Origin of the sequence: Methylophaga sp. UBA678 (genome assembly GCF_002299105.1) — a bacterium.
Lineage (GTDB): Bacteria > Pseudomonadota > Gammaproteobacteria > Nitrosococcales > Methylophagaceae > Methylophaga > Methylophaga marina.
In genome coordinates, this window is sequence record NZ_DBNG01000009.1 from 141074 (window position 1) to 162175 (window position 21102).

The following is a 21102-nucleotide window of genomic DNA, read 5'->3' on the forward strand; positions in this document are numbered from 1 at the left end:
GTCAGTCGAAAAATGTTTTATGTCACTTTGTTGTTAGCTATACCGCAAACTAAGGAAAGATCGGTGCTTTTTACTGTCTTATCGTTTTAAGATAGCTATCATTAATCAGTGAATATCTCGGGAGCCTTTTTCAACGATGAGAAAAAAGTCTAGCTCACTTACTCTATTGCTCACACTGATATCCGGTGCGCTGGCTTATACCGGCTTGAGTCAGGCAGATGAATCCGCCAATAATGGTCCGGATTGTGAGAATATCAGTGTCGATTATCTGGATGATCCCTCGCTGACCCGGGCTGAAAAGCTGGCGCGCATGGAGCAAGCGCTGAGTGATTCTCTGCATCGCTTTGAATTATGCAATATGGCCATCTCTGCTAATTCATCATCAACCAATAGTGGCAATGGATCTGGCTCTGGTTCAGGTACTGACGGTGGTGGCGATTCAGGAAACGGTAACGCAGCAGGCGGTGCCAGTGGCACGGAATCTGTTGCCAGTGACACTATGCAGGGCACAGAACAAGCCCCCTCAACCGATACAACGGCTGCCACCGCAGCAAATTCACAAGAATCTACAGAATCAGGTTCAGGTGACATCTCCGCCTCAGGTAATATCGCTAAGAATGGTAAGATTCCGGAAGATATTCCGCCCGCGGATAATGATGATGCGATCGCAGCACAAATTCGTGTCGCCGCTGAAGCTGAAACCGATCCAGAGATACGCAAAAAACTCTGGGATGAATACAGAAAATATAAGGGTATGAACGTTGAACATTGATCGTTTTAGAAAGCCATCCAAGTTTCTTGTCTACCTGCTGGTGATGCTGCATGTGCTCACGGGGTGTGCCACTACATCCGGCTCAGGTGTGGATGTTGGACCACGTTCGTCTTCCAGTTTTAGTGAAGATATGTCAAAAACAGCCTACACCGGCCCGAAAATGGATGTGGTGATTCCTGTTTTCTCGCCGGGCCTTTCTGGCAAGGCAGCCAATTATGAAGAAGAAGGTGTATGGCCGGAACTGCGTCGAGCAGAAGCCAACCGTTTTGCCTATAAACTCAAAAAAGCCTTAGATGATACTGGCAAGTTCGGCGCTGTCAGGGTCACGCCAGATAAAACCGCTTCTGGTGATTTATATGTATTAGGCAGTATTGTTGAGTCAAACGGTCTGGAAATAGAATTTGATATGCAAGTGGTTGATGCCAGCGGCAAAGAGTGGCTGGACGACAATATCGATTACGAAGTGGGCGATGGTTTTTATAAAAATCCCAGAAATACCGATAAAGACCCGTATGATCCCGCGTTTAATCAAGCAGCAAACGATATAGTTAAAGCCTTACTAAAACAAAAACCATCAGATTTAAGTACGGTAAAACATATTGCCGACTTACGCTTTGGCGCCAGCTTTAACGATAAAGCCTTTGATGACTATCTCGACACCAGCTCCACCCCTATCAAATTAACGGGTTTACCTAGCGAGTCCGACCCACTCTATGAACGTGTGAAAGCGATTCGCGTTAAAGAACAGTTATTTGTGGATAATCTACAACCTAACTATGCCGCTTTTTCACAAAAAATGAATGACAGTTATCTGACTTGGCAAAAAGCCAGCGCGACAGAACTAAAACTGCAGCAGGAAGCACAGAATGAAAGTCTGATGAAGATTATTGGAGGTGCGTTGTTGATTGCAGCAGCGGTAGCCGTCGGCTCCAATGGCAATCGTAATAACAATACCTTAGGCAGAGATATGGTCACCATTGCTGGCGGTGTTGGCGGTGCAGTATTAATTACTAGTGGCATTACCTCTCGCGGAGAGGCCAAGTTTCATCAAGATGCTATAAACGAACTGGGCCAGTCGTTGGATTTGGAAATGTCACCTCAGGTGATTGAGTTTGAAAATCAAAGTACCAAACTGACCGGTAATATGGAGCAGCAGTTCCAACAATGGCGCGCCTTCATGGCTCGCATGTATGAGCTTGAATCGACACCCGATAAAGCGCTTTAATATTCGTCATGATCAACGAAGAAATACGCAGAGCCAAGCAGGCGAAACAACAGCGCCTGCTCATTGGCATCATTATTGTTCTTTCGCTCATTGTTGTGACGGGGCTCGTGCTATTCAGTCTCAATAATGTTCGATTTAACAGCAGCCCTTCTACTGAAGAGCCAACACCAGACACACAAGCCACACCACAAAAAATCGAAGAACCTAAAAACGAAGAAGACATCGCCGCATTACGCCAAGCCTATCTGGATGCCTTTTCTCATTATGAAAATACCTTAAAACCACAGCTGGAAAAAATTGATATCGACAGCTGGGATAAGACACTGGCCGAGACCTTAAAAAGCCAGGAACAAACCGCTGTGGATACCTTCGGTGCTGGTCAATATGCCAAAGCCAAACAGGCGATCGATACGCTAACGCAAACCGCCGAGAAGACACTGACTGACAGTGAGGCTGCTTTTGAACAAGCCATGCAGGAAGCACAAGCGGCGTATGTCAATTATGATTATCAACCAGCCCGTCTGGCGATAGACGATGCGCTTATTCACAAAGCTGATTCAACAGAGGCCATAGCGCTAGAACAGAAAATAGAAAAGATCCCACAAATTGTAGAGCTGAATGAAGCGATTCGTGTTGCCAGAAATGAAAATAATCCGAGTAAAGAGCTATCTCTGATTGAGGATTTACTGAAAATCGAACCGGATCGGGAAGAGATGAAACAGCGGGCTAATGTTCTGCGTACGCAACTGGCCGAGTCACGGTATAACCAGGCCATATTTCAAGCCTATAAAGCGATTGAGCAACGGCAAGCTGAAAACGCCAGACAAGCTCTGAAACAAGCACAACAAATTTATCCCAACCGCCCTGAAAATAAAGAAGTCAGCGCAGCACTGGCAACACTGGAATCACAGCTTCGCTTTGAAGAACATGTTGCCGCTGCAGACAAGGCACAAAATGCCGATAACTGGGAAGTCACCAAACAGGAATTAAGTGCCGCCTTAAAAGAACGTCCAGCCAATAAAGACCTGATTGATCGTTTAAACCAGGCCAAACGGATTGTGGAAATCGACCAAAATATTGAGGGCTTGTTACAAAATCCTTATCGTCTTAACAATCCCGCAGTCAAAGCCACGGCTGATATCAATGTCATCCAAGCAGAATCTTTTAGTGCTCAAAGCCCGTCTCTGGCAAAAGCAGCTCAACAGTTAAAATCCACCATCAATGCCGTGAATACCCCGGTGAACGTGAATGTCATTTCCGATGGAAAAACCTTTGTCTCTGTGAGGGGCGTGGGTAAAGTGGGTGAAACTACCGGCAAAACGATTCAGCTCAAGCCCGGCACCTACTCCTTTGAAGGCAAGCGTGAAGGCTATCGCTCCAAGTTGATTGAAGTGACTATTCCGCTTAACCGTAGCGATGTCCAGGTCACCGTGATTGCAGATGAGCGAATTTAATCAGGCAATTGAAGCTGCCAAACGCCAACAACGCCGAATGCTGTTGTGGCTGGGTTTGGGTTTTATTGTGGTCGCCTGTTTTGTTGCTGCAGCGTTAATCGCTTCCCGAGCTACACCAATTCAGGTGCTGCCTGAAACTATCAGCCAGGATGCCCAGATTAATGTCAGTCGTGGCTTGGCCCTGATAATTGATCATCATTTATACAGCCTGTCGGATTCAGCGGAAGTAGAAGCCTCAGCACCAGGTTATCAAACGGCCAAACAGCGTATTTCAGAATCCAGCTTTGGCAAAGTGACACAAATCACGCTTGAGCCGCTGCCAGCCCAAGTCATTTTGAAAACCTCTCTCGAAGATAATAAAACCAGTTGGTACATCGACAAGAAGCTCACCGCCATCAGCAATACCCTTGAGACATCATTGGAACGAGGTGATTACAGCATCACAGCCAGTCACCCTTACTTTGAGCCTATTAGTGAAAATTACGCACTGAAACCGGGTGATGTCGTTGAAAAGACCTTGAGTATGACGCCCATCTCGGGTGAGTTATCGCTAAGCACTCAGCCAGCGGGGGCAGCAGTGAGCATAGATGGAGAAGAAGTCGGACAAACGCCTATGTCGACATCACTGCCCGGCGGACGATATGCATTGCAAATCCACAAAGCAGGTTTTGAGACCATCACGGATTCTATCGATATCACACAAACAGCTAAACAGGTCAGCAGACAGTATCGACTGCAAGCAGAACGCGCCCGAGTGAATGTCAGCGTATCGCCTGTGGGTGGCACCTTAACAGTGAATGGTATTGATACGCCTGTTGCTGATGTCATCAGAATCGAGGCCAATCAGGACGCCGTATTGAAGTATAAAAAATCCGGCTATTTTTCACAGTCACAACGCGTCAATCTTAAGCAAGGTGAAAGCACTGACCTTAATTTCGAGCTGAAAAAAGAAATGGGCAAAGTCGTGATTGAGTCGACGCCTCAAGCGTCAGTCACGATTAATGGCAAAGCCATCGGACAAACACCCTTAAACTTAACGCTGGATGCCTTGCCACAGACGATTCGTTTCGATTTGGCAGGCTATCGCTCTGAGACTCGCACCATCACGCCTACAGCAAAATCCACCAGCAGTGTCTCGGTGAATTTACTAACTGAGAAACAAGCTCGTCTGCAAGAAGCGCCGAGAAGCTATAAAACCTATGCCGGTGATGAAATGCAGTTATTCACCCCCAACGACAACATCCTCATGGGGGCAGAGCGCAGTGAAGCCGGGCAACGAGCCAATGAGTTTATCCGTAAAGTCACAATTAACCGACCGTTTTATGCGGGTGTGCACGAAGTCAGCAATCAATCGTATGCACAGTTTGATAAAAGCCATAGCGGTGGCCCCAACTTGCCCGCCACCTCTGTCAGCTGGCTAGAGGCAGTACGTTATGCCAACTGGTTAAGTCAGGCAGAAGGTTTAACGCCAGTGTATAAAATCAACGGCAATTCCGTTACTCATATTAACGATCAAGCCGATGGTTATCGTTTGTTGACCGAGGCTGAGTGGGAATGGTTAGCCCGAAAAGCAGGCCGGTCTGCTCAAACAATCTTCGTTTGGGGCAATGACAAAACGATACCACCTAAAGCCGCCAATATTGCTGACGAGTCTGCAAAAGGCTCGGTGACGCATTATGTACCGCGCTATAACGATGGTTATGCAGGTGTGGCGCCAGTAAAGTCGATGAAACGAGAGTTGTCAGGCCTGTTTGATATGGGCGGTAACGTCAGAGAATGGACACATGACAGCTACTCACTTACTGTACCCAAACAAGGACGTACTTATTCACAAACACTGGATACTACACTCGTTGATGAGCATGTCGTTAAAGGTGCTAATTGGCGTTCGGGCACACTCACAGAATTAAGAGCGTCATACCGCGATGGCGCAAGCCAGCCCAGAGATGATATCGGTTTCCGACTGGGTCGCTTTGTTTACGGAGGTCAATAATATGGCACAACTTAAAAAATGGCTGCTGATAGCGTTATCCGTTGTGGTCTTTGTCTTGGCAATCACCATGGTGAAAAATGTCTATGCCGGCAAACCCATTATCAGCCTGAACTCCCCTGTTTCCTTTCCCGTGGATATTTAAACCATGAAAGATATGCTGAAAAGTTTCGCGGCATTGCTGATTTCTATCGTTGTCGTACATTTGTTCTACATTGGTTATGTTCGACCTGAAGCAGCACAGCTGATTGAGTTTGCTGTGAGTCAGGGACAAACCGCACCCCGCGATATAGCAGTGATCATCAAAGACTACGAGCAGGAAATCTGTTTTATTCTGATGCTGTGGGGCTGTTATCTGATTCTCAGTGCTTATCGTAATATTCTCAAAACCAAGTATTTATTCAGTGTGGATCTGATTAAAGACGCCGATTCACAAGCAGATACTGATGCAAAACATAATCTGGATGTGAATGCGATTATTGATCGCTTGGACACTGAAATTCCCGCCGACTGCATGCAATCACCATTGGTGCGAACATTACGCTCTTCTCTATGGCGCTATAGCTCTACCAATAATGTGCAGAACCTGTCGGATGCCATTGAAAGTAACCTTGAAGCCTTGGCTGTTAAACAGGACTCTGAAAACACCATGATCCGTTATCTGATCTGGGCGATTCCATCGATTGGGTTTATCGGTACTGTTCGAGGGATTGGGCAGGCTTTATCACAAGCTGATCAAGCGTTGGCAGGTGATATTTCAGGTATGACAGACAGCTTGGGCATCGCTTTTAACTCAACACTGGTGGCCTTATTGATCAGCATCTTTTTAATGTTTTTATTCCACCAACTGCAACGCCTGCAAGACAGTCAGATCGTCGATACGCAGGACTACTGTGATAAGTACTTACTTCGTCGCATTCGGTGATTTTCATTGGCGCGTAAAAACCGACAAGCTGAAGGACTCAACCTCGCCTTTCTGGATATTATGTCGTGCGGGCTGGGTGCAGTGATCCTGGTTTTTATGCTGGTGAAACAAAATATCGAGTCCTCACCTTCTGAAACAGAGAACCTGAAAAAAGATATCAGCAGCCTGGAACAAGCTCGCGATGAAGCTCAAAAAGGGCTGGATGAACTCAGCGCGCAGCTGAAAAAAGAAAACATTGATTTATCCGCATTAAGCCAGAGCCTGCAACAGCAACGTGCTGCTCTCGACAGCAAAAACAGTGAAGTGCAGACCGCCCAATCCAATCTCGATCAGCTCAAGAAAAGTATTACAGAGATAAAAGTCCCCAAAAAAGAAGATCTGGTCGAAACACAGCAGGTGAATGAAGAGAATTATCTGCTCGGCCTGAAAATGGAAGGCAGAAAAATTGCTGTGTTAGTCGATGTCAGCGCCTCCATGACCAATGAAAAATTGCTCGACATCATCAGAACCAAAAGCAGTTCTGATCAGACAAAAATCTCAGCTGCCAAATGGCAACGCACCAAGCGCGTGGTCGCTTGGCTTTTAGCACGAGCACCGAAGAACAGCCAGATTGCTGTTGTTGCATTTAGTGAGCAAGCCAAAAAATTGGGGGGCACAGGTTGGATGTCAGCCAGTAGCACTAGCGTATCCAGTATTATGAATAGTTTGAATCAAGTGGTGCCAACCGGTGCCACCAATCTGCAGCAAGGCCTAGTCACCGTCAATAAGCTATCCCCTACCGATATTTATGTGATTACCGATGGTTTACCCACCAAGGGCAACTCAAACTATAAAAGCCTGAATCCGTTTTCTGGCTGTAGCTCCTTAACCAGTAATGCCAAAACCATTTCGGGTGAATGTAGAAAACGGCTGTTCCGACAGACCATCAACGAAAGTGGTCTGACCCAAGCGAAGAAGAATGTGATCTTGCTGCCACTGGAAGGGGATCCTGAAGCGGCGTATGAATACTGGGCCTGGGCGTCCAGCTCGGATGGTTTATTAATCAGCCCGGCGAGTAACTGGCCATGAAACGTCGCGATAAAGGCATAGACATTTTCAGCCTGTCATTTCTGGACATTATTTCCTGTGGTTTTGGTGCAGTAGTGATGTTGATTCTGATCTCCAAAACCGATGTCGATGTGGCTCCTACTGCTGGCACAGAAGATGTCAGTGCCATGCTCTCGCAGCTGGTGACCTTACAAAATTCGGTCAGTCAGATTCAGCAGGAAATGAACCAAAAACTCGACGCGCTTTCGTCCTTATCAGAACAAAAACAATCGGCCGCCGCCGCATCAAAAGCCTTGCAGCAGCAATTAAATGCCTTAAATAAAAAGCAGGCAGCCACCGCTGAGAGCATCGCCGGATTGGGTCTGGTAGAAGAGCGTTTAAAACAAGCTTCGTTAAGCACACCACAAAAACCCAATAAAACCCGTGATGAAGATGTGGGCGGTATTCCTGTTGATAGCGATTATGTGGTGTTTATCGTTGATACCTCAGGCAGTATGAAAAACATCTGGGGTAGAGTGTCTCAGGAAATTGTGAATGTATTGAATATTCATCCACAAGTGAAAGGCTTTCAAATCCTCAATGATATGGGGCAATCCATGATTTCCGGCTACGATGGTCAATGGATGCCAGACACACCCAACAGACGCAAAAGTGTTATCGACTTATTTAAAAGATGGAACGCGGTCTCCAATTCCAGCCCCGTAGAAGGCTTAAACACTGCTTTAAGAAAATATGCCAAAGCCAATATCACCACCTCGATTTATGTATTTGGTGATGATTACACTGGTTCCAGTTACGACCCGGTGATTGATGCCATTACCCAGCAAAATAAAAAGCTGCCATCCGGCAGACGGCTCGCCAAAATCCATGCTATTGGTTTTATCTCTCCCGGTACCACAGATCGTTTCAGTGTACTTATGCGTGAAATGACCAAAGAAAATGATGGGACGTTTATAGCGCTCCCACGTTGATGAATTGAATCAAAGCAATCAACGCTTTGTAGGTTGGGTTGAAGAATGAAACCCAACGATATGACATTTTTTATGAGATCAGCTCTGTAGGTGGGTTGGAATTAGCCCTCCAAAAATATTCTACTTTTCACTTCAAACGCTGCCGCTGGGGCGTTCATTTATTTTGTTTGCCCAAAATAAACGAACCAAACAAAAGGGCACCCGAAATTGCCTTTGATCCAAAAATTAAACTTGGCTGATGGCGTGGTCGAAAACTCGCTACGCTCAAACACTCGACCACTTCTTCCATCAACCAAGCCTAATTCTTGGCGGCAATAGACGGGAGAAAAAGAGAGACTTTTCATATCCCCGTTTGTGCTGACGAGTAGCGGAGGTTTGTCTGGGTAACGGCTGGTTAGTGTTTGAGCGTTAGCGAGTTTTAACCAGACGCCAGACAAAGTGAGCAACGCAGTGGAGCCGTAGGCCAGCACTGTGGGGTGCCCTAGGGTTGTTAGGGAAATGGGCAAGCATTTCCCTGACTCGCCATTAAGGCGAAACTAGGAATTCCAAAAACTAGAACTTAAGATGAAGAACGAAATCCAATTAAATGAACGCCCCAGCGGCAGCATGTGAAGTAGATAATTATCCAGTAGATTGAATTTAAACATGACCCCAGACAAGCCTACATTGAACACACTTATTCCATAAAAATCATCCCATCGTTGGGTTTTGCTAGAGCTCTACCCAACCTACTTCACTCCTTAATTCCCGCTAATGATAAAGTGAGAAATATCAGCATGTAGTTGCAACAAACCGTGACAGAGAAAAGGAAGGAAAAGTTATGACGGAACATCATGGCTCATGTTTATGTGGCAAAGTCAGCTTTGCAATTAAAGGTGACTTCGAGCACTTTTATCTTTGCCATTGCAGTCATTGCCGAAAAGATACGGGCTCGGCACATGCGTCCAATCTATTTTCTCAATCCGCCAAACTTATCTGGTTGTCTGGCGAAGAAAACATCCGAACTTACACCTTACCAAGCACCCGTCATACCAAAAGCTTTTGTCAGCACTGTGGCTCGGCTTTACCCCATACACAAATGAATGGCCGTTTATTAGTAGTGCCTGCCGGTTGTTTAGACAGCAGCTTAGCTATTCAACCCGACGCTCATATTTTTATGAACAGTAAAACAGAATGGGACCACACATCAGATCAATTACCTCAATTTGAGCAGGGCCCAACATAACTATCCGTAGGTTGGGTAGAAGCATGAAACCCAACAAACAGACTAACAATTAGATCATGGCTTAAGCAGCAACATCATTGGTCCCATAGTATTGAACTTCAAATCTGCTAACTTTTTCAACAAGGATGGTAAATAGTTTGCGTTATGAGAGATATAACGTTCATAGCTTTGTATTAATTGCAGTACATGAGGCGTTTCAATCTTTTGATGGTAGTGGGCCATACCAATCAGAATCGTTTGAATATTGGTAAAACAAGTGATCAATTTGAGATAGCCTTCGAACAAACTATGCTGGCTTGAAACTGGAAAGTCAGCGTGGAATAGATGGGAAATCAAATAGTTTTCGAGGAAATACCCACGTTCTTGCAGGAAAAGTCGATAAAATTTTTCATTAGCGTTTTGATATTTTTCAAAGATTTTATCGACGTCAAACTCATTGTAGTCAATGTCCAGGCCCTTGTTTAACCATTCCAGACACTCGGCAAAACGTGGGTTGGCGGCTTCTGGGTACTCTGTGATTAACATGGTGAGGGAGTATTCGAGCTTTAAACGTGGATTAGAACTGAATTGTTGGTATTGTTTAAGTAGCTCATCTGGATAATCAAGGGCGGCAATGAAGTCAACGATGATTTGATTCATCAGAATATAGCTGTTGTTTTTAGACGCTTGATCAAGTTTGTCCAAAAACACACCTAAGATAAATAAACGCTCATCTAAGCTGATGTGCCTCATTTGGATGATATGAAACGAGACTGTTCTTATTGCTTCATAGGTTTCCTGAGCATCAGCAGGTAAATGCGCGCTTATTTTTAATTCGATTGATTGTAGCCTTTGGCTATGTACGCTAGGCATATGAATATCAATGAGCTGTACCGGTGATTCTGGCAAAATTGCTAAACGGGTCACTTCTGGGCAAGCAAGACTCATCGCCGACTGAGACTCATTAAAGACATTGCTTGGTCTGCGAGGGAAGACTGTGCAAGTATCGGACAAGTAACTTTCACCACATTTTTTATAAATATTACATAACTTGTCCTCATTCAAAAAAGGACAGGAGCCATCATTATGTAGCTTGATTTTATAGGCTGTGCCAGACACATTACTTCTATCACGGACGATATTAGACAGTACTTCTTTCCGGAAGGTGTGGTCTGAAATATGTTTATATTTTCGATATGTTTTTTTATCGATATTTACTTGCCAGCCGCTACAGCATGTATCCTCGCATTCAGAACCAATGCATTCGAATTTATCGTAATAATCCAGAACCTTCATCAAGCAACCTCAAACAAATACGTGACTGATTTTTACTTTACAGACTCAATTGCAAATAGAAAACTCTCCGTAAATTTAAATACAGCTTAATACACCAATCTTTCACACCGAATCGCACCCAGAGTTTAGGCTTAAGTGAAGTACTGTCGACTTACTCATTTTATGGTGGAACAAATTAAGTTGTGCACGAGTCATTATCTCTAATCAATCCAACTCAATGAGGTGATGATGAAACCCCACATATTTTCTCTTACTGTTGCAGGCCTGTTATTTTCAACAATGGTTAATGCGGAAGAGCAGAACTATCAACAATGTCTCTTTAATCCAGCCAATGAAGTAGCAGCGGAACAGGCAGGGCAATCCACAGCGGTATTTTGTGCATCACGTCATTTTGATACGGCGCCAACCGCATTTCAGGCGCAGGTACTCAATCAGGATATCGAAGGATTTAAACAGCGTGATCCAAAATTCAAAGCCTTTTATGATGGCATTCGTCAGCATGGTTCCAACGATATTTATACGGATCGGCAGATCATTTTAATGTTCATCGACAAACGTGAAGTGAATAAAGACTAAGCAATAAAAAAAGCTCTGGCCCAGAGAGCCAGAGCTTCCGAACTACTCCCGCAGTAGTTCTTACCTTATGGTTGATAAGGTAAAGAGGAATGGTGAAGATCAATTTTCACACTGCCATCGTCCTCAAGTGTATAACCAAAGGTGTATTCCACTTTTACTTCCTTACCTGAGGTATCGGTGAAATAATAATTGCCCATTGCAACGGCATAGTCGTCTTTGATGGCAATATCTTCATTTTCAAATCGCACATTCGTCCAGGGTTGCAAAGCAAAGCCTTTATCTTCTGAGACGATACCACCGACAAAGTAGGAAATAGCCTCATCATAACTGTTTCTGAATTGATCTTCAGCGGCCTTGGTCGGTTTAAATAATACCGTGCCATCGTCAAAATCATACAGCTCACTGACTTTCATTTTCGCGACCGATTCATAGTCTTTTCCATCCAGTTTTGCCTGACCAATTTCAACAATCGCCTCAGCCCAGTTTTCCTGCGCTTTTTGAATCGTATCTTTACTCAGTGATTCACCGGCCATAGCTGAACCGGCAATAGAGCTACTTAAAATCAATGTTGTTAATGATAATTTTTTCATTTTTTTCCTCTCCACGAATTGTGTAGGCTTAGTGTATGGCGAGATGGCTGAATACGATCTGATTATCAGATGAACAGAAAATGAATTTTTGAACACAAAAAAAAGCGTAAAAAAAAACCCGCATAAATGCGGGTTAACAGGGAGGTCGAAAGGGGAAGGTTAGAAGCGTCGGCCAATACCGATACCAAACACGAAGGGATCAATATCGGCATTAATCGTGGCTCTCTCAATGGTCCCACCTAATATATTCGTATAGTGAGCTTGAGTATCAATATCAATATATTTCATGTCTACGTTGATAAACCAGTCATCATTAATGGCTACATCCATACCGACTTGAGCGGCGAGTCCCCAAGAGCTATCAAGCTTCACCTTAGAGCCGGGTGTACCGAGAATGCCTGGCACTTCTTCATCAAAAAAGTAGGTATAGTTAATCCCGGCGCCAATATAGGGTCTAATCGAGGAGTCAGGTAAAAAGTGATATTGCAGTAGTAAGGTAGGAGGTAAGACTTTCGTTTCCGCCACATCACCCAGATTATTCCAGTTTTTAACCCCTTTTACGGTATGTTCGGAATACCCCAGAATCAGCTCCAGCCCCCAATGTCTGTTGATCATATAAGTGATGTCAAGCTCAGGCACCGTATCATCATTCACACTGACACCTTCACCAGAAGCAACACCATTGATATATAACTGACCACTACTGTCATTCGGATTAACATTGATAATCCGACCACGAACTAACCAGTCACCAGCCTCGTAGGCATATACGGGTAAAGTAATCGTCGACAAACTTAACGCTGATAAACCAGCCAAACCCAAGAACGACTTTCTCATGATAATTAACCTTAGTGTGAAAAACTAAGGTCAGTTTAAGCAGGCATGACTGAATTTATTCTGAGTTTTAAATGAACAGTAAATGAATATTATTTTGCTGAAAAACGATAACCCACCCCGCGTTTGGTCTCAATAAAAGACTGTTCAGGATGGCGATCTATTTTTTTCCGTAAACGCCGGATGTAAACATCAACAATATTCGTCAACGGATCTGTATTTACCCCCCAGACAGCATTGATTATGCGTTCACGGGAAACGACTTTACCATCGGTTTGCACCAGATACAGTAATAGATCAAATTCCAATGAGGTCAAGTCTACGGCCTCACCATCTACATAAACACTGCGCTCGCCAACGTTAATCAGCAATGGGCCCAACTGCAAGCTATCTTTGTCTGGTTTATGTGCTGACCGACGCCGTCCTAAAGCTTCAATTCTGGCAATTAATTCATCAAAATCAAATGGTTTGGTCAGGTAATCATCCGCCCCAGCCCTGAGCCCGGCGACTTTTTCTTGCGTATCATCCACCGCGGTCAAAAAGAGTATGGGGATATCCGTATTCTGTTTCCTGACACGCTGGCAAACAGTTAAACCATCCATATCAGGCAACATGCGATCAATAATCAGCAAATCATATTGATGCTGTTTGAGGAAACTCAGTCCCGTTGCAGCGTCATTCGCCTGCTCACAGAAAAACCCTTCTGCCTTCAGACCCCGACAAATAAAGTCTGCCACTCGTTTTTCATCTTCAATCAGTAGAATTTGCATTAGACTACCCTCGGCAGTGAGATGGTGATGCGAAAACCTGTGTCATCCACTTCTGCCCTAATTTTTCCCTGATGCGCATCTGTTATCGCCTTCGCCACAGCCAGTCCCAGCCCGGTTCCTGGTAAGGATTCTCTTCGGACTTTTTGACTGCGATAAAAACGATCAAAGATAAATGGTAATTCTGACTGTTCAAGCCCATGTCCCTGGTCTGCGACCTGAATCAGAATATTCTGATCATCAATAGACGTATCAATCTGCACGTGTGTCTCTGCGGGACTGTATTTAATGGCATTATCGAGCACGATAATCAGCAGTTGCCTGATACGTTCAGCATCTACCTTGGCATAAGCCGGTTCAGCAGTTGGCGTAAAATTCAGCACCATGGATTTTGCTTTAGCCTGATGACGCATATCCTGACAACAATCATTCACCAGGTCATTGATGCTGGTTTTGGCACATTCCAGCCTCAGGTTATTGGTATCGGTTCTGGCAATGAATAAAAGATCATCCACCAATCGACTCAAAAACAAAGACTGCTCCAGCACCTGACTTAATGCATCACGTAAAGCAGGATCAGCATCCCCTGCATTTTTTTGTCTCAAAGCCACCTGAGCTTCGCCACGAATAATGGTAAGCGGGGTTCTGAGTTCGTGGCTGATATCCGCGAGAAAGTGTCGTCTGGAGACATCATTGTGTTGTAGGGTCTGGTTTAATTGAACCAGCTCCTCGGTGCGTTTAGCCACCTCATATTCAAGGTTTTGATTGAGGGTATCACGTAGCTGTTTTTGTTCAGCCAAATTGTGTGCCATACCGTTAAACGACTCAGCAATGGCATCAAACTCTGCATCAAAGCCCAAGGGCACCCGATACTGCAAATCGCCTTGAGAAAGTGCTTCCGCGCCTTTTTTCAATTGATTCACAGGCTCGGTGATATTTCTTATCAACGCCAGACTACCTAGTATGGTTAGAAAAATGGCCAATAGAGACAACACCAATGCTGACCAATAAATCAAGGAATGACGGTTTTCAATATTGTCATTTAATGCATCGACCAGGCCTGACTGTCGCTGCAGAGCCAGGTTAATCGCATCACGGAAATTATTATCAATCTGCTCTTCCAGCAAGAATTTAATTTTCTGTGAACGTGACTGTTCATCACGCATTTCCAAGACTTCAGCAAACGATATCAAGATGCCGTTTATCGCCATTTCCAGATTGTCGGTGTCTTCAACTGACCCCCTGGTTTTTTCGGGCCCGAGGGCTTCACGTTGAGCGATCTCCAACGCCCTGATCCGCGACAGAGTCTCTCTGATCATGGCGCGTTTATTTCTGACAATGGACTGGTTAGCACTTTTACCCAGTAAAATTTCGTCCGTTATTTGCTTGAATAAACGATAGCTATGATCAGACAACTTTAGATGCTCTGTAAGCAAGCTGTTAGCCGTATTGACCTGGGAAATATTCGACGCCGTAAACTTGGTCGACCAGACCGTCAGTGATAAAGCTAAACTCACGATCAAAAAGGCAAAGGCAGCAAACAAAATGATTTTCTTTTGATACATAGGCTTGCTCTTTACCCCTCAGAAATCAGTTTTTGCCATCATTACAAATATGCTGAAATGTTTTTATACCCTAATCATCAACTCTAGGTAATGTCGATGCGATGTCAGTGGCTAAGGTGTCCAGATTATTGGCTAATGCACGAATCAGAACTGGATAGCCTTCTGCTGGTAAAGCTTGCGTCAGGCTGAAACGTTGAGTGGTGACCGTTTCACCTTGTTTATTAAGCAATTGCCATTGTCCACTGGTGACGGCTTGACCATCAAAACGGCCCTGAAACTGATCAAACTCTACTTGAAGCTGGTAGCTGCTTTGCTTAGCAAACGACGGCAAATTAACGATTCGATAATCTGACTGCGCCGCTTGTAGTCGATCACGTAAACCACGACTCAACTGTGCCGCCAGTGACTCAGCCCATTGATGATATTGGGCAGAATGAACCGTGATGTCATCCAGTTGCAGTACCACACCATTTTTACTGAGAAAATCAGCCAGAATGATTGGTCGGATAAAAACGGTTTTATCCGAACGGATGTTATCTGTAGGCGTATCGATGACAGGTAAGGTATAGAAAGTTGACTGTGTTACTGGCTGGCCCGCACAGGCAGTCAACAAAATAAAAAACAGTCCAATAAAAAATCGTTTCACAACACTCTCCTGCATCTACGGTTGAGCAGCAGGAGGTTGTGGATCCGCCTGCTCAGTACGATTGAAAATCAGTGCGTTGGGTTGCTCATTTAATGTACGCACCAGGGGTTGTATGTCCTTAATCAGGCCTTCCAGGCTTTTTATACTCTGAGATAAATTCTGATACGCCGGTGCTTCTGGCGAGAGGCCTTTTAACGTTTCTCTGAGCTCAGCGAGCGTCTGATTGACATTATCCGGTATCGTTTGCGTCTGGGGATTATTCACAAACTGATCGATGCTGCTGGCTAAAGTCTGTACTTCCTGCAACAAGGCTTGAGACGTCTTTAAGTTAGCATTCACTCCGTCTAATACAGGCTGTACTTCTAGTCCATTTAATTTATCTAGCAGGTTGGATATTTTCATCTCCATCTGTGCCAGCTGCGATGACTTGGTGGGAATCACTTGTCGATCTTTAAACATGGCCACTTTAATCTCAGGCATACCCGGCGTTCTATCAATATTGATATCCACAAACATTGCACCGGTGAGCAAATTGCCAGGTTTTAAGGTAGCCACTAAACCTCGCTCTATAAGCCTATCTACGCGTTGTTTCCACTCTTCGAGCAGGCCATCATGGAAATCACCGAGCCGTTGCGGCTCCAGGCGAATCAATACGGGAATCGCAAATCCATCCTTGCCATTACGCATTCGTGAGTTATATTCCCACGGGACACTTTCTACGGTACCAATACGTAATCCTCTGAATTCAACAGGTGCGCCTTCTGCCAGGCCACGCACGGTATCTTTCACCATCAACACATATTCAATATATCGATCATAGCTGGCCTGCTGTGCTTCGGTCTGATTGGAATACAAGGCAAACTCATCTCCCGACGCTGCAGGCTCGTCATTTTCCACTTCCTGCAACACACCAAAACTGACACCACTGCTTAACAGTGTTTCCAGTGAGGCCAGATTGATATTAAAGCCTTTGGAGTCAAGACTGATATTCACACCAGACGAAGACCAGAACCGTGTGCTCTTGGTCACCAGTACATCATAAGGTGCTTCGATAAATAACTCATGATGCATATGCTGATTACCGGGTTTGAACTCTGACTTTTCAACACGGCCTACAATCTGTCCTTCATAACTGACCGGATCGCCTGGTTTTAAGGAGATGCCCAGAGGACTGTCGAGTTTGATATGAATACCATTACCGCTCAATGACACCGGCGGTTGATCAAGCACCTCAAATTCTCGCTGTTCCTGTTGCGACTGGCCTGGTTCAAGTTGAATATACGCACCGGATAATACGGTATTCAAACCACTGATACCTTCCCGGCCAATACGTGGTTTTACTACCCAGAAACGTGTGTCTTCTACCAAAGTCGAAGCAGCATCAGGGTTAATGCGGGCTTTGACTACTGCATACTGTAAATCTTCAGACAGAGTGACCGACTCAACATGGCCGATTTCCACATTACGTGTTTTGATGAGTGTTTTATTGGCAGCGATACCTTCGGCATCGTTCATGGTGAGATTAATCAGTGGCCCTGTACTCAGATAATCATCCACGACCAACCAGGCACCAATGAGGACCGCCACGATAGGAAGAATCCATATAGGCGACCAACTAGACGCTTTCGTCGCACGGGCATTATCTAACTCTTCCGTGGTGTCGGTATTCGATACATCATCCGTCATACGCTGTTGTCCTGTGCAGGTCGTAACTCCGTCTGTGGCTTATCCCATATCAGACGTGAATCAAAAGTGATGGCCGCCAACATCGTCAACACCACCACACTGGCAAAAGCGAGTGCAGCCGGTCCCGGTGTGACTGAAATTAAATCGCCAGCGTGTATTAAAGCCACCAAAATCGCCACTACAAAGACATCCACCATGGACCAGCGACCGATAAACTCCGTTATCCGATACAATTTTAAACGTGCTAACTGGCTCAATTGATGTGCATTATTGACGGTTAAACACAGCCAGGACAACACGATTAATTTAGCGATAGGTACCAGAATACTAGCAATAAAAATGACCAGCGCAATCGGCCACGAACCGTGTTCAATCAAGTCAATCACACCAGCCATAATGGTACTGTTCTTTTCCTGACCAAAATTGGTGGTGGTCATTATCGGATAAACGTTTGCTGGTATATAGAAAATGGTGGCAGTTATCAGTAAGGCCAGGGTGCGTTGCAGACTTTTCGGTGCGCGTGCATGAAGCGGCTCGCCACAACGAACACAGTGATTATCACTGCCTTTATCCAGTGCATGAATCAAACCACAGGTAGGGCAACCGGTCAGCCCTTGTTCTGCGGCGCCTTGTCCCGTATTCGTATGCGCCGGCGCACGTGGTTCGCCCGCAATTGCAAACCACATCCAGTCAGCATCGATAGAACGCGTAGTCATCAACAATAAGAAGGCAAACACCGCATAAGCCCAAAAGGCAATGCCAAGCTCAATATCGGCCATGCCTGCAATTTTAAACAGACTAACCAAGGCACCAATGATAAAGACATCTGCCATCATCCAACTGTCGAGATGTTTGAGCGTCCGGGCAATTTGACGATGTTTGATTTTAGGTTCTGAAAACAACAAGACCAGCTGTAACCAAATCACTGAAACAAGATACATGGCCGGCAAGATGATAATGGTCAATGCCACCACAATCGCCACAATAGGTTGTTCAAAACTCAGTAACATTGACGCAGTTTGTTCGATTTCAATACTGTGGCCGATGCCTTTAATTGAAAAACTGACAAAAGGGAAACTGACAGCGATGAGTAAGGCGATAAAGGCACTGATAGCAATAGCCAAGCTACGCTGGGCCGGACGATAGTGGCGTCTGGCTAAAACATGGTGACAACGAGGACAGTGTGCGACCTCGCCGGGACGAAGCCGCGGTAAAGCAGACACCCAGTCGCATTCATGACACGCTCGCAGGCGGCGTTGTCCATTGATATTTTTATCAAGCTTCTGAAAAGAAACCGCTTGTTTCATGGCGTAATAACATCGCTTTAAATGACTGCGTTAATTGAAGTTGTTTACACATATTGCCCTGCACACCAACCACTTGACCATGCCCACTGAAAATTAAAGCCACCCAACCAGCCCGTCACATCCAGCACTTCACCAATAAAATATAAATTTGCTGTGGTTTTGGCTTCAAACGTTTTTGAAGAAATACCATCAGTGTCGACACCCCCTCGGGTGACTTCTGCAGTCCGGTAACCTTCTGTTCCTGATGGTTTAATGGTCCAGTGGTGAAAAAACTGTGTCAGTTGTTCTATGTCTTTCTTCACTAACTGTTTAGCCAGTTTATCACCTAAATCAGCGGCCATCAGACCTAACCAGGTCAACACAAAACGTTTCGGCAGATACTGGCTCAACAAGGTTTTGATTGTCGCTTTCTCTCCGCTCGTCACCCACTGTTCAATTAACTCAGCCACGCTATGGCCAGGTAAAAAGTCGATGGTGATTTCATCGGAGCTATACCAGTAGTTAGAGATTTGCAAAATGGCTGGTCCACTGAGCCCTCGGTGTGTAAATAACAAGGCTTCATTAAAACTTTGCTGACGACAGCTGACACGAATATCCATCGCTACACCTGCTAACTCCTGTGCGACAGTCAGCCAGGCATCACTTAAGGTAAATGGCACTAAGGCAGGTTCGGTATCTTTCACTTGTAAACCAAACTGCCTGGCAACCTTATAACCAAAGCCTGTGGCCCCCATTTTCGGGATGGATAACCCACCGGTAGCGATGACCAGAGAATGACATTGATACTGACCTTGCTCGGTATCAATCACAAACTGACCTTGCTCCGTTTTTTCGATGGACTTGATAGCGGTATTCGTCTGAATATTGACCCCGCCTTTTTCACATTCAGCCAGCAGAATATTCAAAATATCTCGGGCTTTGTCATCACAGAATAATTCACCTGCGCCTTTGTCGTGATAAGCCAGATTGTAGCGAGAGACTAACTCCAGAAAATCATATTGGGTGTAGCGACTTAATGCTGACTTACAAAAATGGGGATTTGCCGACAGATAATTATCAGGTTCCATATAGAGGTTGGTGAAGTTACAGCGGCCACCACCTGACATTAAAATTTTCTTACCGACTTTATTGGCATGGTCCAGCACCAGTACCTGGCGCCCACGTTGGCCGGCAGTAGCAGCACACATCAGACCAGCTGCACCGGCACCAATCACAATGCAGTCAAACACTTGAGAACTCGTCAAAACTTACTTCTCTTTATCATCCAGTGACGGCCAGCTGAAACCTTCCAGATCATTTTTCTTTGGGTGATATTTCAACTGCAGACCTTGCAGGAAGTTTCGTAACACCTGATCTTTACAAGCCCGATAATGTTTGTGCTCCGGTTTTCTGAAAAACGCACTCAATTCATGTTTACTCAGGCTGAAACCTTCCAGTTGCAACACAGCTAAAATCTCATCGCTTTGTAAATTAAAGGCTATTTTGAGTTTTCTGAGGATAATATTATTGTTGAGCGACTTTTCCGGCTTGGGTTGTTCACCTTCTTTTTTGCCGCGTAAGTGATTAATCAGGCCATTGAGGAAGGTCGCCATCTGTTTGTCATTCAGCGACTCATAGTCAGGATCATCGTCACGCTTCAACCATTGACTGACCTGTTCACGGCTTACATCGATATCTGCTTGCGCAAATACGTTTATCATCATGGAATCGTTCAAATCTAAGATATAACGAATTCGTCTCAATACATCATTGTTAGTCACACAGATTTCCTAAAGCAGAAGCCGGTTTGGTCTATCGCATTATCAGCATCGTCAACCAACGAATGCATCGATAGACAGCAGGGTTAATAGTGAATACTTTAACAGGCTGAGACAAAATCGGTGAGAACGATGTTTGTATTATCACTCACAAAGGCAACACACACTGTAGTGAGTCACCGTTCAATATCGCTGCTCCCCTCATAGGAGTTACTTAACGGTCAGCTTACCTCGTTTGACTGGCTCATCATCAGCATACCAACTAATACGTATATCGATACGTTTGTGTTCATCATTTTCACTGGCGGTTAATTTTAAGTTCAGCAGATCTTTCGGCTGCATTACCATTTTTCCTTCATCATCGCTGAAGCTGAGTTCACCTTTCGCAATGCCTTTGGCAACGGCATCCAACATCCCTTGAATACTTTTCTTGTCCTGTAAGGACTCGTGTCGGAAACGTTTTTTTTGCTCGATCATCACTTACTCCATG

The 21102-nt window shown here is 44.9% G+C and carries 22 protein-coding genes; 10 read left to right on the forward strand and 12 right to left on the reverse strand.

Annotation, left to right across the window (positions count from 1 at the left end):
- Positions 1-136: 136 nt before the first annotated feature.
- The 8 genes from B3014_RS05245 to B3014_RS05280 are packed head-to-tail and all read left to right on the forward strand — an operon-like array spanning position 137 to position 8384.
- Entirely contained in the window at positions 137-772 is a 636-nt protein-coding gene (locus tag B3014_RS05245; protein ID WP_289243686.1) for a hypothetical protein, read from the forward strand.
- Complete coding sequence (locus tag B3014_RS05250; protein WP_289243685.1) at positions 762-1997, forward strand: hypothetical protein; 1236 nt, start codon at positions 762-764, stop codon at positions 1995-1997. Before B3014_RS05245 ends, B3014_RS05250 begins: the two co-directional genes overlap by 11 nt.
- Positions 1998-2005: 8 nt before the next feature.
- Positions 2006-3451, forward strand: a complete 1446-nt coding sequence (locus B3014_RS05255; RefSeq protein ID WP_289243684.1) for a hypothetical protein — start codon at positions 2006-2008, stop codon at positions 3449-3451.
- Positions 3438-5444: a PEGA domain-containing protein gene (locus B3014_RS05260; protein ID WP_289243683.1), complete on the forward strand. Its 2007-nt coding sequence runs from the start codon at positions 3438-3440 to the stop codon at positions 5442-5444. The genes B3014_RS05255 and B3014_RS05260 overlap by 14 nt, the downstream gene beginning before the upstream one ends.
- Before the next feature lies 1 nt (position 5445).
- Entirely contained in the window at positions 5446-5586 is a 141-nt protein-coding gene (locus B3014_RS05265) for a hypothetical protein (RefSeq protein WP_286305844.1), read from the forward strand.
- A 12-nt stretch (positions 5587-5598) separates the two neighbouring features.
- Positions 5599-6366 (forward strand): MotA/TolQ/ExbB proton channel family protein, encoded by a 768-nt coding sequence (locus tag B3014_RS05270; RefSeq protein WP_289243682.1) that lies wholly within the window; start codon positions 5599-5601, stop codon positions 6364-6366.
- Positions 6367-6372: 6 nt separating this feature from the next.
- On the forward strand, positions 6373-7434 hold the full coding sequence (locus B3014_RS05275) for a VWA domain-containing protein (RefSeq protein WP_289243681.1): 1062 nt from the start codon (positions 6373-6375) through the stop codon (positions 7432-7434).
- A complete protein-coding gene (locus tag B3014_RS05280) occupies positions 7431-8384 on the forward strand; it encodes a hypothetical protein (RefSeq protein ID WP_289243680.1) in 954 nt (317 codons plus the stop codon). Before B3014_RS05275 ends, B3014_RS05280 begins: the two co-directional genes overlap by 4 nt.
- 158 nt (positions 8385-8542) lie before the next feature.
- On the opposite strand, the gene B3014_RS05285 is transcribed toward B3014_RS05280, so the two are convergent.
- Positions 8543-8890: a hypothetical protein gene (locus B3014_RS05285; RefSeq protein ID WP_289243679.1), complete on the reverse strand. Its 348-nt coding sequence runs from the start codon at positions 8888-8890 to the stop codon at positions 8543-8545.
- A 314-nt stretch (positions 8891-9204) separates the two neighbouring features.
- On the opposite strand from B3014_RS05285, the gene B3014_RS05290 reads away from it, so the two are divergent.
- Positions 9205-9609, forward strand: coding sequence for a GFA family protein (locus B3014_RS05290; RefSeq protein ID WP_289243678.1), 405 nt, complete (start codon positions 9205-9207; stop codon positions 9607-9609).
- A 54-nt stretch (positions 9610-9663) separates the two neighbouring features.
- Here the strand turns inward: B3014_RS05290 and fliB are convergent, their stop codons facing one another.
- Complete coding sequence (gene fliB / locus B3014_RS05295) at positions 9664-10884, reverse strand: flagellin lysine-N-methylase (RefSeq protein ID WP_289243677.1); 1221 nt, start codon at positions 10882-10884, stop codon at positions 9664-9666.
- A gap of 225 nt (positions 10885-11109) precedes the next feature.
- Between fliB and B3014_RS05300 the strand changes: the two genes are divergently transcribed.
- A complete protein-coding gene (locus B3014_RS05300; RefSeq protein ID WP_289243676.1) occupies positions 11110-11460 on the forward strand; it encodes a hypothetical protein in 351 nt (116 codons plus the stop codon).
- A 65-nt stretch (positions 11461-11525) separates the two neighbouring features.
- Here B3014_RS05300 and B3014_RS05305 read toward each other — a convergent pair whose 3' ends face one another.
- The 10 genes from B3014_RS05305 to B3014_RS05350 all read right to left on the reverse strand — a co-directional run bounded on the left by B3014_RS05305 (position 11526) and on the right by B3014_RS05350 (position 21089).
- Positions 11526-12050 (reverse strand): hypothetical protein, encoded by a 525-nt coding sequence (locus B3014_RS05305; RefSeq protein ID WP_289243675.1) that lies wholly within the window; start codon positions 12048-12050, stop codon positions 11526-11528.
- A gap of 159 nt (positions 12051-12209) precedes the next feature.
- Positions 12210-12887, reverse strand: a complete 678-nt coding sequence (locus B3014_RS05310) for an OmpW/AlkL family protein (protein WP_289243674.1) — start codon at positions 12885-12887, stop codon at positions 12210-12212.
- A gap of 89 nt (positions 12888-12976) precedes the next feature.
- On the reverse strand, positions 12977-13654 hold the full coding sequence (locus B3014_RS05315) for a response regulator transcription factor (protein ID WP_289243673.1): 678 nt from the start codon (positions 13652-13654) through the stop codon (positions 12977-12979).
- Positions 13654-15216 (reverse strand): sensor histidine kinase, encoded by a 1563-nt coding sequence (locus tag B3014_RS05320; RefSeq protein ID WP_289243672.1) that lies wholly within the window; start codon positions 15214-15216, stop codon positions 13654-13656. Before B3014_RS05320 ends, B3014_RS05315 begins: the two co-directional genes overlap by 1 nt.
- 70 nt (positions 15217-15286) lie before the next feature.
- Positions 15287-15862 carry a PqiC family protein gene (locus B3014_RS05325; protein WP_286305855.1) on the reverse strand — a complete coding sequence of 192 codons (576 nt, stop codon included), beginning with the start codon at positions 15860-15862 and terminating at the stop codon, positions 15287-15289.
- A 15-nt stretch (positions 15863-15877) separates the two neighbouring features.
- Positions 15878-17548, reverse strand: coding sequence for an intermembrane transport protein PqiB (gene pqiB / locus B3014_RS05330; RefSeq protein WP_289243671.1), 1671 nt, complete (start codon positions 17546-17548; stop codon positions 15878-15880).
- The gene (locus B3014_RS05335) at positions 17545-18855 is read right to left on the reverse strand and encodes a paraquat-inducible protein A (RefSeq protein WP_289243670.1); all 1311 of its coding nucleotides are present in this window, start codon (positions 18853-18855) and stop codon (positions 17545-17547) included. The genes pqiB and B3014_RS05335 overlap by 4 nt, the downstream gene beginning before the upstream one ends.
- Before the next feature lie 44 nt (positions 18856-18899).
- Positions 18900-20099 (reverse strand): NAD(P)/FAD-dependent oxidoreductase, encoded by a 1200-nt coding sequence (locus B3014_RS05340; RefSeq protein WP_289243669.1) that lies wholly within the window; start codon positions 20097-20099, stop codon positions 18900-18902.
- A 3-nt stretch (positions 20100-20102) separates the two neighbouring features.
- Complete coding sequence (locus B3014_RS05345) at positions 20103-20615, reverse strand: DUF1456 family protein (protein WP_286305859.1); 513 nt, start codon at positions 20613-20615, stop codon at positions 20103-20105.
- A gap of 207 nt (positions 20616-20822) precedes the next feature.
- A complete protein-coding gene (locus B3014_RS05350; protein ID WP_289243668.1) occupies positions 20823-21089 on the reverse strand; it encodes an amphi-Trp domain-containing protein in 267 nt (88 codons plus the stop codon).
- Positions 21090-21102 lie beyond the last annotated feature (13 nt).